Source organism: Amycolatopsis sp. NPDC098790, from assembly GCF_044759945.1.
Lineage (GTDB): Bacteria > Actinomycetota > Actinomycetes > Mycobacteriales > Pseudonocardiaceae > Amycolatopsis.
Map to the genome: position 1 here is coordinate 1,083,935 of NZ_JBIWAI010000001.1, position 11,855 is coordinate 1,095,789.

Annotated in this window: 17 protein-coding genes and 1 tRNA gene; 8 read left to right on the plus strand and 10 right to left on the minus strand. The window is 70.9% G+C overall.

All coding sequences use genetic code 11. The features are described 5' to 3' along the window. Positions 1 to 30: 30 nt before the first annotated feature. Positions 31 to 423, plus strand: a complete 393-nt coding sequence (locus ACIQWX_RS05450) for an SCO5389 family protein (RefSeq protein ID WP_086856199.1) — start codon at positions 31 to 33, stop codon at positions 421 to 423. Here the strand turns inward: ACIQWX_RS05450 and ACIQWX_RS05455 are convergent. Genes ACIQWX_RS05455 through ACIQWX_RS05470 form a run of 4 tightly spaced genes read right to left on the minus strand, consistent with a single transcriptional unit; the run spans position 392 to position 3,040 of the window. Beyond that, positions 392 to 1,381, minus strand: coding sequence for an LLM class flavin-dependent oxidoreductase (locus ACIQWX_RS05455; protein ID WP_400865937.1), 990 nt, complete (start codon positions 1,379 to 1,381; stop codon positions 392 to 394). The genes ACIQWX_RS05450 and ACIQWX_RS05455 overlap by 32 nt on opposite strands. Then, positions 1,378 to 1,905, minus strand: coding sequence for a protein phosphatase (locus ACIQWX_RS05460; RefSeq protein WP_400865940.1), 528 nt, complete (start codon positions 1,903 to 1,905; stop codon positions 1,378 to 1,380). The genes ACIQWX_RS05455 and ACIQWX_RS05460 overlap by 4 nt, the downstream gene beginning before the upstream one ends. Then, positions 1,878 to 2,033, minus strand: coding sequence for a hypothetical protein (locus ACIQWX_RS05465; RefSeq protein WP_086675995.1), 156 nt, complete (start codon positions 2,031 to 2,033; stop codon positions 1,878 to 1,880). Before ACIQWX_RS05465 ends, ACIQWX_RS05460 begins: the two co-directional genes overlap by 28 nt. Beyond that, positions 2,033 to 3,040: a class E sortase gene (locus ACIQWX_RS05470; RefSeq protein ID WP_400865944.1), complete on the minus strand. Its 1,008-nt coding sequence runs from the start codon at positions 3,038 to 3,040 to the stop codon at positions 2,033 to 2,035. The genes ACIQWX_RS05465 and ACIQWX_RS05470 overlap by 1 nt, the downstream gene beginning before the upstream one ends. A gap of 241 nt (positions 3,041 to 3,281) precedes the next feature. Here ACIQWX_RS05470 and crgA point away from each other — a divergent pair, with 241 nt between their 5' ends. Then, positions 3,282 to 3,548, plus strand: a complete 267-nt coding sequence (gene crgA / locus ACIQWX_RS05475) for a cell division protein CrgA (RefSeq protein ID WP_033261030.1) — start codon at positions 3,282 to 3,284, stop codon at positions 3,546 to 3,548. Positions 3,549 to 3,660: 112 nt separating this feature from the next. Continuing rightward, complete coding sequence (locus tag ACIQWX_RS05480) at positions 3,661 to 4,038, plus strand: PH domain-containing protein (RefSeq protein ID WP_400865948.1); 378 nt, start codon at positions 3,661 to 3,663, stop codon at positions 4,036 to 4,038. Here ACIQWX_RS05480 and ACIQWX_RS05485 read toward each other — a convergent pair. Together ACIQWX_RS05485 and ACIQWX_RS05490 are read right to left on the minus strand one after the other, a co-directional pair. Further along, on the minus strand, positions 4,035 to 4,994 hold the full coding sequence (locus tag ACIQWX_RS05485; RefSeq protein ID WP_400865951.1) for a rhomboid family intramembrane serine protease: 960 nt from the start codon (positions 4,992 to 4,994) through the stop codon (positions 4,035 to 4,037). The genes ACIQWX_RS05480 and ACIQWX_RS05485 overlap by 4 nt on opposite strands. Before the next feature lie 39 nt (positions 4,995 to 5,033). After that, the gene (locus ACIQWX_RS05490) at positions 5,034 to 5,543 is read right to left on the minus strand and encodes a peptidylprolyl isomerase (RefSeq protein ID WP_091389439.1); all 510 of its coding nucleotides are present in this window, start codon (positions 5,541 to 5,543) and stop codon (positions 5,034 to 5,036) included. A 97-nt stretch (positions 5,544 to 5,640) separates the two neighbouring features. Here ACIQWX_RS05490 and ACIQWX_RS05495 point away from each other — a divergent pair, with 97 nt between their 5' ends. Then, positions 5,641 to 6,177 carry a hypothetical protein gene (locus tag ACIQWX_RS05495; RefSeq protein WP_400865955.1) on the plus strand — a complete coding sequence of 179 codons (537 nt, stop codon included), beginning with the start codon at positions 5,641 to 5,643 and terminating at the stop codon, positions 6,175 to 6,177. Positions 6,178 to 6,238: 61 nt separating this feature from the next. Here the strand turns inward: ACIQWX_RS05495 and ACIQWX_RS05500 are convergent, their stop codons facing one another. Both ACIQWX_RS05500 and ACIQWX_RS05505 read right to left on the minus strand, forming a co-directional pair. Beyond that, positions 6,239 to 6,691, minus strand: coding sequence for a DUF6918 family protein (locus ACIQWX_RS05500; protein WP_086679339.1), 453 nt, complete (start codon positions 6,689 to 6,691; stop codon positions 6,239 to 6,241). 147 nt (positions 6,692 to 6,838) lie between these two features. Beyond that, positions 6,839 to 7,372 (minus strand): DUF2020 domain-containing protein, encoded by a 534-nt coding sequence (locus ACIQWX_RS05505; protein ID WP_400865958.1) that lies wholly within the window; start codon positions 7,370 to 7,372, stop codon positions 6,839 to 6,841. Between the two features lie 106 nt (positions 7,373 to 7,478). Between ACIQWX_RS05505 and ACIQWX_RS05510 the strand changes: the two genes are divergently transcribed. From ACIQWX_RS05510 to ACIQWX_RS05525, 4 genes are read left to right on the plus strand one after another with little or no spacing between them, the layout of a single operon-like run. Next, positions 7,479 to 8,096, plus strand: a complete 618-nt coding sequence (locus ACIQWX_RS05510) for a hypothetical protein (RefSeq protein WP_400865961.1) — start codon at positions 7,479 to 7,481, stop codon at positions 8,094 to 8,096. A gap of 1 nt (position 8,097) precedes the next feature. Continuing rightward, on the plus strand, positions 8,098 to 8,736 hold the full coding sequence (locus ACIQWX_RS05515) for a pyridoxal 5'-phosphate synthase (protein WP_400865964.1): 639 nt from the start codon (positions 8,098 to 8,100) through the stop codon (positions 8,734 to 8,736). Between the two features lie 52 nt (positions 8,737 to 8,788). Continuing rightward, a complete protein-coding gene (locus ACIQWX_RS05520) occupies positions 8,789 to 9,916 on the plus strand; it encodes an SMP-30/gluconolactonase/LRE family protein (RefSeq protein WP_400865967.1) in 1,128 nt (375 codons plus the stop codon). Between the two features lie 43 nt (positions 9,917 to 9,959). Next, complete coding sequence (locus tag ACIQWX_RS05525; protein WP_400865970.1) at positions 9,960 to 11,348, plus strand: alpha/beta fold hydrolase; 1,389 nt, start codon at positions 9,960 to 9,962, stop codon at positions 11,346 to 11,348. A gap of 51 nt (positions 11,349 to 11,399) precedes the next feature. Here ACIQWX_RS05525 and ACIQWX_RS05530 read toward each other — a convergent pair. Continuing rightward, a tRNA-Ala gene (locus ACIQWX_RS05530) sits at positions 11,400 to 11,472 on the minus strand. A gap of 27 nt (positions 11,473 to 11,499) precedes the next feature. Beyond that, complete coding sequence (locus ACIQWX_RS05535; protein ID WP_086679331.1) at positions 11,500 to 11,667, minus strand: DLW-39 family protein; 168 nt, start codon at positions 11,665 to 11,667, stop codon at positions 11,500 to 11,502. Positions 11,668 to 11,855 lie beyond the last annotated feature (188 nt).

Here is an 11,855-nt window from a genome sequence, read left to right on the forward strand (position 1 = left end):
GAGGGTGGCCCTGCTCAAACTGGAGGTTCGATGTCCCTGGACGTGTCACCCGCGCTGCTGGAGAAGGCCGAGCGCGGGGAGGTCACCGACGCCGAGTTCGTCACCTGCGTCAAGGAATCCCTGCCGTACGCCTGGGAGGTCATCACCGGCGTCATCGCCGACGCCGAAGGAGCGGCGGACGGGTTCGCCGACAACGAGACACCGCCGCCCAGCGAGGCCGCTCGCGGCCAGCTGCTGCGGGCACTGGCGTCGGACGCGATCCGCGGCGGTCTCGAGCGCCACTTCGGCGTCAAGCTGGCCTTCCAGAACTGCCACCGGGTCGCGGTCTTCAAGACGTCCGAAGTGGACGGTGACCGTTACCGCGCGTTCGTCTCGCCGCGCGGCCAGCTGCTCAACCAGAGCCCGGAACTGCGGGACTGCTAGCCCGCAGCGCGGGCAGCACCTCGGTGCCGATCCGCGCGATGTTCGCGTACGTGCCCTCCGGCGTACCGGACGCCTCCACGAGCATCAGCACGTGGGAGACGCCGGTGCGCTGGAGGCTCGTCTCCAGGGTCCGGACGCAGTGTTCCGGGTCGCCGACGGGGTGGATGGCGCAGAGCCGTTCGGTGTACTCCCCCGGGTCCTTGCCCGGCCCGGGCCGCCCGTCGACCGTCACGTGCGCGCCGAGCCCGTCCTTCAGCCACGCCGGCAGCGCTTGCCGGACGACGTCGGCGTCACCCACCTGGCAGAGGACGGTCGAGACGTGGTCCGCGGGCTTCCCGTAGGCGGCGACAGTCTTGGCCTTTTCGTGGTCATCGGCGTGCAGCCCTAGCAGCAGCGGAAGGTTCCGCGCGGCCGCTTGGCGTACGGCGTCGGACGTCGCCCCACCACACGCGACGACGACGTCCGGCCGCCGTTCCGGGGACGGCACCAGCGGCACCTCACGGAAGGCGAAGTGCCTTCCGCTGGCTTCGACGCGGCCTGTGGCCGCCCTGAGGAAGACGTCGAGGGTCTCTTCGAAGCCGGTCTCGTAGCGGTCCAGCCCGGTCCCGAAGACCTCGAGGTCCTGCCAGGGGCCACCGCGCCCGACGCCGAGCCGCAGCCGTCCGCCGGAAACGGCGTCGAGCATCGCCCACTGCTCGGCGAGCGCGACGGGGTGCGTGGTCGACAGGACGCTGACCGCGGTCCCGACCCCGATCCGCGACGTCCGCCCGAGCACGTGCGCGGCGAGCGTGATCGCGGACGGGCAGACGCCGTAGGGCACGAAGTGGTGTTCAGCGAACCAGACGTCGTCGAAGCCGGCTTCTTCGGCCAACTCGGCGGCCCGGACCGACCGAAGCAGGACGTCGGCGTCCGCCTGGCCGGGGAACCGGCCGCTGACCAGGAAGACGCCGAACCTCAAGCGTCCAGCCCGGTGAGCAGGCGCGCGGTCGGCAACCCCGTCTCGAGGTACCGGACGAAGAGGTTGTTGCTCAACGCCCTGGGCGAGCGCCGCTCCCGGAGCCGGGCGATCGCCGCCGGCACCCCGAGCCCGAGTTCGACGAGCGCCTGCGCGCCGACGAGCCCGGACCGGTTGAGCCCGGTGTGGCAGCGCACGAGCGTCAGCCGCCCGGCGCGGACCGCCTCGGCCGCGAGCACGGCGAACCGCTCCACGTCGGCGATCTGCGCCGCGGTCAGCGGCCCGTCCGGCATCTCGGCGAAGTGGTGCTCGACGTCGGGCGGCGGGCCGTGGCCTTCCCGCTGGTACAGGCTCAGCACGAGGTCGAACTCGCGCCGGACGACCACGGGCTCCTCGCCCGCGGGACCGGTCCGGACGTGCCCGCCCATCCACAGCCGGGGCCCGATCTCGTTCCACGGGTCTTCCGGCGGTGGATCGTGGCGGTGCTTCCCCCGCGTCTTCAGTTGACCGCGACCTCGTTGAACCACAGCCGCGGCTCCAGCCACGGGAACACCACGAACATCAGCAGCGCCACCACGCCGAGGGCGAGGACCACCGCGATCGTCAGCTTCACCGCGAACGGGCCGGGGAACTTCCGCCAGAGCCAGGCGTACATCAGGCCTCCCCGATCTTCGAGAGCAGGTCGCCGTAGTCCTTGACCTGGTCCTTCGGCACCTGCTGGGTCAGCACCGAGGTGATGATGAGCCGTTCCTTGGCGGAGAACTGCGGGTGGCACGTCGTGAGCGTGAGCAGCGCCGCCTGCTGGGCCTTCGGCAGCGTGTCGGCGTCCTTGTACGGGACCGGGTTCACCGCGGTGCCCTGGCTGGGCAGCACGACCTTGCGGCCGAACGTCTCGCTGTACGCGCCGCCCTCCTCGGCGTTCGAATCGCGCAGGGTCGAGACGCCCTTGCACTTCGGGTCGGCGCCCTTGCCGCCGGCCCAGTCCTCGATCTCGTCGTCGTAGGGCAGGACCTTGTAGATGTAGAAGTCGGTCGAGGTTTCGATCACGATCTGGTCACAAGAGGAGAGGTTGTCCAGGTCGTTGAACGGGGCGCCCTTGCCGACGCGGTGGCCGGCGACGGCGAAGTTGCCGGGCTCGCCGGGCAGCGCCGTGCCCTTGTAGTGGCCGGGGCCGACCTCCAGGGAGGCGTCGTCGGTGCCCTCCTGGATGGTGAAGTTGTAGTCGACGCCGAACGTCGGGATGTGGATGCGGGCGAACGCCTTGCCGTCGATGAGCTCGGGGTGCAGCGTGCGGTCGTGCGCCCACTCGCCGTCGAGCAGGTCGCTCGCCTCGGACTGCTTGCCCGCCGAGAACAGGTCGGTCACGTACAGCTCGTAGACCATGAACAGCAGCACGACCAGGCCCAGCGTGATGAGGACTTCGCCGGCCGTCCGGATGGCGACGCCGCCCTTGCCCAGCGGCGCCGCGGGCGGCTTCTCCTTGGTCGCGGTACCGCCCTTGACCGGGGCGAACACGACCGTCTCCTCGTTCGCGCCGGGCGGCGGGGGCGGGCTGGCGTAGCGGCGCGGCGGCGGGCCCTGCGGACGCCGCGGCGGCTGCCCGGGGGCCTGGCGGGGCGGCACCTGGCCGCGCGCCGGCGGGACGGGACGGCGCTGGGGCATGGGCCGTTGTCCGGGGGTTCTGCGCCGGTCGTCATCCGGTCCTTCGCGCGTAGTCACGCAAGCTCCTCTCAAGCCGCGTCCAACACTTGGTGACCCCGACGTCACGGTACGGGAAATCCGACCACTCCCGGCCGCTGCTTTCCTGCGGTCATTTACGTTAACGTGTGCACGTGGCGCTGGTTGCGCACCCCAGGCGGGTCATCGCCACCAGACGAGCCCGAAGAGCACCGCGAGGAACACGATGCCCAAGTCCAAGGTCCGCAAGAAGACGGCGTACACCCCGCCTGCCGACCGGCGCACGCCGGTGAAGGTGCGGGCGGCCGGTCCCACCGGTCTCGCCTGGAAGATCCCGATGTTCGGGCTGATGCTCGTGGGTCTGGTCTGGCTGCTGGTGAACTACATCGCCGGCGACAAGATCTCCTGGATGGCCGACCTCGGCAACTGGAACTTCGCCGGCGGGTTCGCGCTGATGATCGCCGGTCTGCTCATGACCATGCGCTGGCGTTGATTATTACTCCGAATGGCGGCTTGACGCCGAATTACACCGGTGTGACTCATCCCCAGTGTGGATAACCCCTGTGGATAACTACCCCACCTCGTGGGCACCACGGCGGGCCCTTGTGGTATCGGCGTGGGCGGTCACCGCGCTGCTGCTGATCGGCGTGGTGGCCGACGCGCTGACCGGCGACCGCGGCGGCCTGGTGCTGTTCGCGCTGGCCACGCTGGCCGTCGGCGCGTTCGCCGCGCACTCGACGCTCGTCCGCCCGCGCCTGGCCGCCGGCCCCGAGGGCCTGGTGGCCCGGACGCTCGGCGGCACGCACCCGCTCCCGTGGGCCCAGACCCGCACCCGGCTGCGCACCACCCGCCGGCTGGGCCGCGACGGCGTCACGCTCGAGGTCGAGCACGAAGACGAGCTGTACGTCTTCGGGTGGCTCGACCTCGGTGAGGACCCCCGCGACGTCCTGGACGTCCTCAGCACCCTCCGCGCGCGCGGCTAGCGGCAGAAGTAGTACCGGCCGAACGGGAACTGGACGAACTGGCACGTCTCGGCGTCGAACTGCGAGCCCTTGTAGACGATCAGGCCGACGATCGCGACGGCGATGATCCCGATGCCGATCGCCTGCCAGCGCGCCTGGCTGACCTGCGGCGCGTAGAGCAGCGCCACGGTGACCAGCGCCCCGGTCACCAGGCCGCCGGCGTGCGCCCAGATCGAGATGCCCGGGATGCCGAACGTGATGAACGCGTTCAGCGCGAGCGTGATGAGCAGGCCGGTGGGGTTGAGCCGCAGCTTCAGCACCGTGACCGCGTAGGCGCCCATCAGGCCGAACAGCGCGCCGGACGCGCCCGCCGTGCCGGGGAACCCGCCGGGGTTGCCGAACAGCAGCACGGCAGCCGACGCGCCGAGCATCGAGACGAAGTAGAGCGCGAGGTAGCGGCCGCGGCCGCAGACCTGTTCCAGCGACCGGCCCATCATCCACAGCGAGAACATGTTGACCGCGATGTGGATGGGTCCGAAGTGCAGGAAGCCGTTGGTGAGGACGCGCCACCACTCGCCGTGGCCGAGGGTCGCGTCGCCGTAGAGGGTGCCGTACTGGAAGGCCGTCGAAAGCTCGTTGTCGTTCAGGCTGCCCGCCTGGACGACCGTGATCAGGAAGACCAGGACGTTCACCGCGAGGATGACCTGGGTGACGAGCACGGACTGCGACAGCCGCGCGCCGAAGACGGTGCGCTGGCCGAACCCGGCTTCCTGGTAACCGCGCTGCTGGCGGCGCTGCTGCTGGGCGCCGCTGTGGACGCAGTCGGTGCACTGGAAGCCGACGGGGGCTTCGCGGAGGCAGTCCGGGCACGCCGGACGCCCGCACCGGGAACAGCTCAGCCCGGTCGGGCGGTTCGGGTGCCACCAGCACCCGGGGAGCGCGGCTTGCTCGGCGGCGGGGTTCGGCGGTTGGTTCACGATGTCACCAACCTACCGAAACTCCCGTCGGAGAAGCCGTCAGTGCTCGATGGTGACCTTCTCGATGACGACGTCGGTCAGCGGGCGGTCCGCCGGGCCGGTCGACGTGCGCGCGATCGCGTCGACGACGTTGCGCGACTCCTGGTCGGCCACCTCGCCGAAGATCGTGTGCCGGAAGTTCAGGTGGGTGGTCGGCGCGACCGTGATGAAGAACTGCGAGCCGTTCGTGCCGGGTCCCGCGTTGGCCATGGCCAGCAGGTACGGCTTGCTGAACTGCAGCTCGGGGTGGAACTCGTCGCCGAACTTGTAGCCGGGCCCGCCGCGGCCGGTGCCGGTCGGGTCGCCGCCCTGCAGCATGAAGCCGTCGATGACCCGGTGGAAGATCGAACCGTCGTAGAAGGGGCCGGAGTTCGTGCCCGCCGCGTTCGGCTGGGTGTACTCCTTGGTGCCTTCCGCGAGCCCGACGAAGTTCGCGACCGTCTTCGGCGCGTGGTCGGGGAGGAGGTTCAGGTTGATGTCACCCTGGTTGGTGTGCAGCGTCGCTTTCACGGCTTCATCGTGCCATCTGCAGCGGGCGGCGGCGAAAAGGGGCACGATAGGTTACGGGTAACAGAGCAGTGTCAAAACGAATGATGAGGTGAAGTCCATGTCCCGGGCGACAGCCCAGGCCGCCGAGACCGCCGACAAACTCGTCTCCGAGGGCGTCAAGCACGGCCGGCGCGCGCAGAAGCAGCTCGCGAAGAAGACCGAGCTCACCCGCAAGGAGCTCAAGAAGAGCTCGAAGGCCGCCCGCCAGGAGGCCCTCTCCCGCCTGTCCGAGCTGCGCAAGCCGGGTCGCAAGGCCAAGAAGGCCGCCATCAAGGCCGCGAAGGCCGCCGGCGACTCGAAGCGTCGCGGCAAGAAGGACTTCAAGGCGGCGAAGAAGGACTTCTACGCCGCCGTCGTCGAGGCGAAGGCCGCGGCGAAGGGCACGCGCAGCCGTCGCAAGTGGCCGTGGCTGCTCGGCCTGGTCGTGGTCGGCGCCGGCGCCGCCTACGCCCTCCGGTCGAAGCAGGAGCCGCCGGTCGCCCCCGCGCCGCCGAAGGCCACCCCGCCCGCGCCGAAGCCCGCCGAAGCGGCGAAGCCGAGCCCGCAGGCGAACGGCAAGGCGCCGTCCCCGGCGCCCGCCGAGAAGAAGAACTGAAGCGGACGCGAAGAGGCCCCTCGGGCGTGCACCCGAGGGGCCTCTTCAGTCGTGCGTGCGATCAGGCGTTCGCGGTGTGCTTGTCGATGAGCTGGCCCAGGCGGGGCAGCGCCTCTTCGACGTTCTTCTTGCCGTTCGGGCGCAGCTTCGAGTAGACCTTCTTGATGCTGTCACGGCTGCTGCGCTCGGCGCGCGAGTCGGTGACGCTCAGCAGCGCGTCGGAAGCCTCGTCCGAGCGGCTGGTCAGGTAGGCACCGAAGTCGTTGCCGCCCTTGGCGCGGTAGTCGCCGTAGAACGGCTCGAGCGCGGTGGCGAAGTCGGGCAGCAGCGTGTCGACGGCCGAGGGGATGATGCCCGGCTTGATCTTCTTGACCGCGGCGAAGCCGGTCTTGACGACGGCACCCGAAACGCCGCCCTTGTCCGAGACCTCGGCGTCGACGAGGGTCTCGAAGTCGGTCACGACAGCCGGACGACGGCTGGAGTCGAGCAGGATGTCCTTGAGGGTGTCAGCCACGAATCTTGTCCTTTGCGTTGCAGATTTTGTGCCCGGCCCCCGGGGTGGGGATCCCCCGATGGCTGCGGTGCGCGAGTCCACGAAGCCTGCGCGTGACGCACAGGGTAATACAAGATCAACATCACTCACCCGTGTGGAGCCCGCTACCTAGAGCTTCAGGGCAGCGATAGCCTTCTTGACCACTGTGCGTGCTTTCACGCTCTGCTTCTGGTTGGTGGTCGCGATGACCGCCGCGGACCCCTTCGCGACCGCGTAGACGGCACCGTCGTCGGTCGACTCGTAGCCCCCCTTCCAGCCGGAAGGGTCGCTGGCGGGGTTCGACGAATCGACCGGCGCCGCCTTGTTGACCAGCGCGGTCGCCGTCTTCGCGTCCCCGACGTAAACACGGACGGTGAGCTGGACCTTCCCGTCCGGGCGGTAGAAGAAGCACGCCGGGTGCGGCTGGTCGGCCGAGATCCGCACCTTCGACACGTGCTGGCCGTTCGAGTCGGCCACGAACCCGCTGTCGAGGTACGGGCAGTCCTCGGTCGCGGCCGGCTGGGGGTCCGGCGGCAGCTCCGCACCGGCGGCCGTGCCGGCGGACGCCGTCGGCGAACTGGGCGTCGCGGTGCCGGACACGATGGAGGGGCCGCAGCCGGCCAGCAGGACCACGGCGGGCGCGAGAAGTACGAGTCGTCGCATAGCGCGCACAGTCAACCATGAAGCATGTGTGAAAACCGCTGGCTGAATCCGCCGGGACGGCCGGTCGTGCGACGATGACCGTCGTCTCAGTCAGGGAGGTTCCGGCGTGCTCACCCCCGAGCAGTACCTCGGCGTGGTGGCCGAGCGCATCCAGCGGTCCGGCGGCAACTTCGGGACCGTGCAGATCGGGCCCGCGCTCTGCCCCGTCGGGTTGTTCGCCGAGTCGGTGATGCTCTCGACGATGAACTACTGCGTCATCGCCGCGGCCGTCCCCGAGATCAGCGCGGCCGCGCTGTACGACTTCACCGGCCGCGCCACGCAGTACGCGCGCGCCAACCTGGTCGGCACCATGGGCTGGACCGCGGCCTCGGTCGTCATCGCCGGGCTCGTCGGCCAGCGCGTGTACCCGGACGCCGCGCAGGCCGCGTCGGCGAAGACGAGCAACCAGTTCGGCGGCGAAACGCGGATGGTGGCGGTCGACCTCACCGCCGGCCAGACGTACGCGTTCACCGGCGGGAAGATGTGGGGCGCGGCGATGCACGGCGCGATCCGCGCCAAGCTGACGTTCTGCTTCCCGCCGCCCGCCGAGGCGTACCAGCAGGTGCAGTGGCAGCAGGCGCAGGTCCAGCCGCCGCAGCCGCCGATGGCGGTGCCGCCCCCGCCTGCCGCCGGTCCGCCGGCGCCTGGCTACCCGCCGCCGGGGCAGCAGCCGTACGGTTACTGACATGGTCGCGTTGCGCGGATGGCCCTCGTTCCCCGAAGAACTCCCCGTGTTCACGCCGGAAACGGCGGCCGAGGACCCGCGGACGCTCTTCGTCGAGTGGCTGACCGAAGCCGGTGAACACGTGCTGGCACCGCACGCCGTCACACTGTCCACAGTGGACGCCGATGGCGCGCCGGACGCGCGGGTCGTCATCCTCAAGGACGTCGGCCCGGCCGGCTGGGCGGTCGCGACCAGCTCGGAAAGCCCGAAGGGCCTGCAGCTGCGCAAGGATCCGCGCGCCGCGCTGACGTTCTTCTGGCCCGGCCGCGGCCGCCAGGTCCGGCTGCGCGGCCCGGTCTCCCCCGCGGCGCCCGAGGTGTCCGCAGCGGACTTCCTGGCGCGGCCGCCCGCATCGCGCGTCGAAGCGTTCATCGGGCACCAGTCACAGGTGCTGCGCGACCCGGCGGAGCTCGACGCGGCGGCCGCGGAGGCGGAGCGCTGGGTCGCGGAAAACCCGGACGTGGCCCCGGAAACGTGGACGCGCTACCTCGTCGACCCCGACGAGGTCGAGTTCTGGCAGGCCAGCCACGACCGACGGCACGTGCGGCTGCGGTACCGGAAGGCCGACGGCGGCTGGGTCCGCGAGCGCCTCTGGCCTTGACGGACCGGACGCGGCGGCGTAGGCAGGAAATCCGACAAAACGGAGGCCCTGCATGCGCCGCACCGTCGTCCTGATCGCCACCGCCGCCCTGTCCGCCGGTTTGCTCTCCGGCGCTTCCGCCGGTGAAGTCCCGTCTTCGCAGCACCCGGCCGTCTTCGAGACGGTGTTCGCGTCGCCGCTCGGCCTCGAAGGACTGACCACCGACGGCCGCGGCAACCTCTACTCGCCGGCGCGCGGCGCGGATCCGTGCCCGGTCTACCGCGTCGCCGCGAGCGGCGGTCCGGCCGCGGTCGTCGGCACGATCCCCGGGCCGTGCAACCCCGCCGGGCTCGCGTTCGACCGTCGTGGCCGGCTGTACGTCGCGAACGCCGACACGGTGGTGTCGTTCGTGCCGGACGCGGCGAACCCGCCGTCGGCCACGGTGTTCACGAGCGGCGTCCCGGGCGCGAACGGCCTGGCGTTCGACCGCTCGGGCGCGCTGTGGGTTTCCGACGGCGTCACCGGCCAGGGCCGGGTGTGGCGTGCGGGCGCGGACGGCGTCGCGCAGGAGCAGTTCCGCGTGCAGCCGCTGGTCAGCGACGTCATCCCCGGTGGGATCGGCCGCGACGTGCGTGGCCTGCCGCCCGGCACGGTGACGATCACGCCGACCGGCCGCACGGCGGCGGACACCGCGGGTTCACAGCACCTCGTCGCCAACGGCCTGGCGTTCACGGCGGACGGCACGTTGCTCATCGCGGACACCGCGCGAGGCGCGTTGTGGCGCGTACCGATGGACCGCGCGGGCCGCCCCCGCGCGGCGACCGGCTGCGACGCGGCGTTCCCGGCGAACACGCTGTGCCTCGACGACGTCTCGGTGCAGCACCCGTACCTCGAGGGCGCGGACGGGATCGTCCTGGACCGCGCGGGCAACGTCTGGACGGCGGCGAACGAGCGCAACGCGATCGTGCTGGCCCGCCGCGACGGCCGCGTGACCGAGTACTTCCGCAACCCGGCCGACGCGACGTCGAAGCTGCGCAACGCCGGCTCGCTGGAGTTCCCGACGAGCCCGGTGCTGCTCCCGGACGGCCGCCTGTGCGTCACGAGCTCCGACGGCAACCGCCGCGACAACGCCCCGAACACGGCGGGCGAAGCGAGCCCGACGGGTGCGGTGCGGGCGAAGATTTCCTGCGTCCGGCCCTGATCGGGGGTATGCGGCGCCCTGGTCGGTGTGGCGATGATGGATCATGCGCTCGAAACTGCTGACCGCCGGGCTGGTCCTGGCGCTGACTGCCGCACTCGGGGGTGTGGCCTCGGCCGACGCGCGTCCTGGGGGACGACCGACGCTGACGGACCCGCATCCGTGCCCGGGCCAGCCGGGCTTCACGTGCTCGACGTTGACCGTGCCGCTCGACCGGTCCGGCCGCGTGCCGGGCACGCTCGACCTGCCGGTGGCGACCGCGGACAACGTGACCGCGCCCAAGGGCGTGCTGTTGTTCCTGACCGGCGGCCCCGGCCAGGGCGGCGTCGGCAGCATCACGAGGATCGCGACCCAGCGGCTGCCGGAGGTCGCGAAGGACTACCGGTTCGTCATGCTGGACCAGCGCGGCACCGGCGCGAACGCGTTGCGGTGCCCGGGTTTGCAGGCCCAGATGGGCAGCTCGGACATCGCGACCCCGACGCGCGACGCGGTCACTGAGTGCGTGCGCATCCTCGGCGACACGGCACCGCTGTACTCGACCGACCAGACGGTCGCGGACTTCGACCAGCTGCGCCAGGCGCTGGGCGTGTCGAAGATGGTGGTGGACGGCGTCTCGTACGGCTCGTTCACGGCGGCGCGGTACGCGATCGCGCACCCGGGCAACGTCAGCAAGGTCGTGCTGGATTCGGTGCTGCCGCACCACGCTTCGCCATCGGCGTCGCTGTACCTGACGGGTCTGACGGCCGAGGCCCGAGTGCTGCGAGCGGCGTGCGCGGTGGCCCCGGCCTGCGGCTACGACCCGGCGGAGGACCTGGCGTGGGTGGTCCGCCACCGCGGCACGGCCGACGGGGTGAAGATCTTCGACCTGATCGTGACGTACGAGTTCGTCGACCCGACGTACCGCAACCCCTCGGCGGGCGACGTCATCGGGGCACTCCACGCGGCCCGCGCGGGCTCGCCGGCACAGCTGGACGGCCTGCTGGAGGCGTACAAGTCGGGCGGCGACGACCCGGCGTCGTTCAGTTCGGGCCTCCACGCGGCGACGCTGTGCGCGGACCAGCGTTTCCCTTGGGGCACGTCGGCGACGCCGGTTTCCCTGCGTCAGCCACTGTTGTCGTTGACCGCGCGTCATTTGCCGGCTTCGGCAACGTGGCCGTACACGACGGAGGTGGCGACGCAGCAGGGGTTCATCCAGACGTGCCTGCCGTGGCCGGCCGAGCGCGTCGGCTCGAACCCGGCGTCCCGGCTGCCGAACGTCCCGGTGCTGCTGGTGAACGGCGACCGCGACTTGTCGACACCGATGGAGTGGGCTCGCGAGGAAGCCCGGCTCGCGCCGCAAGGGAAGCTGGTGATCGTCCCGGGCGAGTCCCACTCGATCCAGAACCGCGAGCGCGGCCACGCGGGCCGGGACGCGGTGATCAGCTTTCTCCGCTGAGACGTCGAAGGCATGCCCCGGAAGTTCGGGGCATGCCTTTTTCGTGCACTGTGGAGCTGAGGGGAATCGAACCCCTGACCCCCGCCTTGCAAAGGCGGTGCTCTACCAATTGAGCTACAGCCCCGGGTGCGGGCGAGTGCCCGCGGGAAACTCAGTTGTGGGACGCGCCCGCCGGCTTGGCCGGGGTCGTGCCGTTGTTCGAGGGGACCGGCGCGGTCGCCTCGCGCCAGAGGTCGGCTTCGGCCTTGGCCGCCTTGTTGCGCTTCACGACGAACAGGACGCCGCCCGCGATGACCGCGAGTGCCAGCAGCTTCTTCACCGAAGCCCCCTTCTCAGCTTGCTTCCCTTACCCCGCGATGTTACTGCACCGGCGTCGGGCGCCGTCGGGGGCGGTGGTTCCACGTGGAACCACGATTGCGCAGGTAACGCAGGTCACACCGAGCCGGAAATACCGGGACGGGATGTCTCGTTGTACCCACTGGTCGACGTGCCCACCGTGTCCCCCGG

What these genes read in the sequence shown, in the direction of transcription:
- crgA (WP_033261030.1), top strand. Translation starts at nt 3,282, where the DNA reads ATGCCCAAGTCCAAGGTCCGCAAGAAGACGGCGTACACCCCGCCTGCC.
- ACIQWX_RS05450 (WP_086856199.1), top strand. Translation starts at nt 31, where the DNA reads ATGTCCCTGGACGTGTCACCCGCGCTGCTGGAGAAGGCCGAGCGCGGG.
- ACIQWX_RS05525 (WP_400865970.1), top strand. Translation starts at nt 9,960, where the DNA reads ATGCGCTCGAAACTGCTGACCGCCGGGCTGGTCCTGGCGCTGACTGCC.
- ACIQWX_RS05465 (WP_086675995.1), bottom strand. Translation starts at nt 2,033, where the DNA reads ATGTACGCCTGGCTCTGGCGGAAGTTCCCCGGCCCGTTCGCGGTGAAG.
- ACIQWX_RS05515 (WP_400865964.1), top strand. Translation starts at nt 8,098, where the DNA reads ATGGTCGCGTTGCGCGGATGGCCCTCGTTCCCCGAAGAACTCCCCGTG.
- ACIQWX_RS05495 (WP_400865955.1), top strand. Translation starts at nt 5,641, where the DNA reads ATGTCCCGGGCGACAGCCCAGGCCGCCGAGACCGCCGACAAACTCGTC.
- ACIQWX_RS05505 (WP_400865958.1), bottom strand. Translation starts at nt 7,372, where the DNA reads ATGCGACGACTCGTACTTCTCGCGCCCGCCGTGGTCCTGCTGGCCGGC.
- ACIQWX_RS05520 (WP_400865967.1), top strand. Translation starts at nt 8,789, where the DNA reads ATGCGCCGCACCGTCGTCCTGATCGCCACCGCCGCCCTGTCCGCCGGT.
- ACIQWX_RS05470 (WP_400865944.1), bottom strand. Translation starts at nt 3,040, where the DNA reads ATGCCCCAGCGCCGTCCCGTCCCGCCGGCGCGCGGCCAGGTGCCGCCC.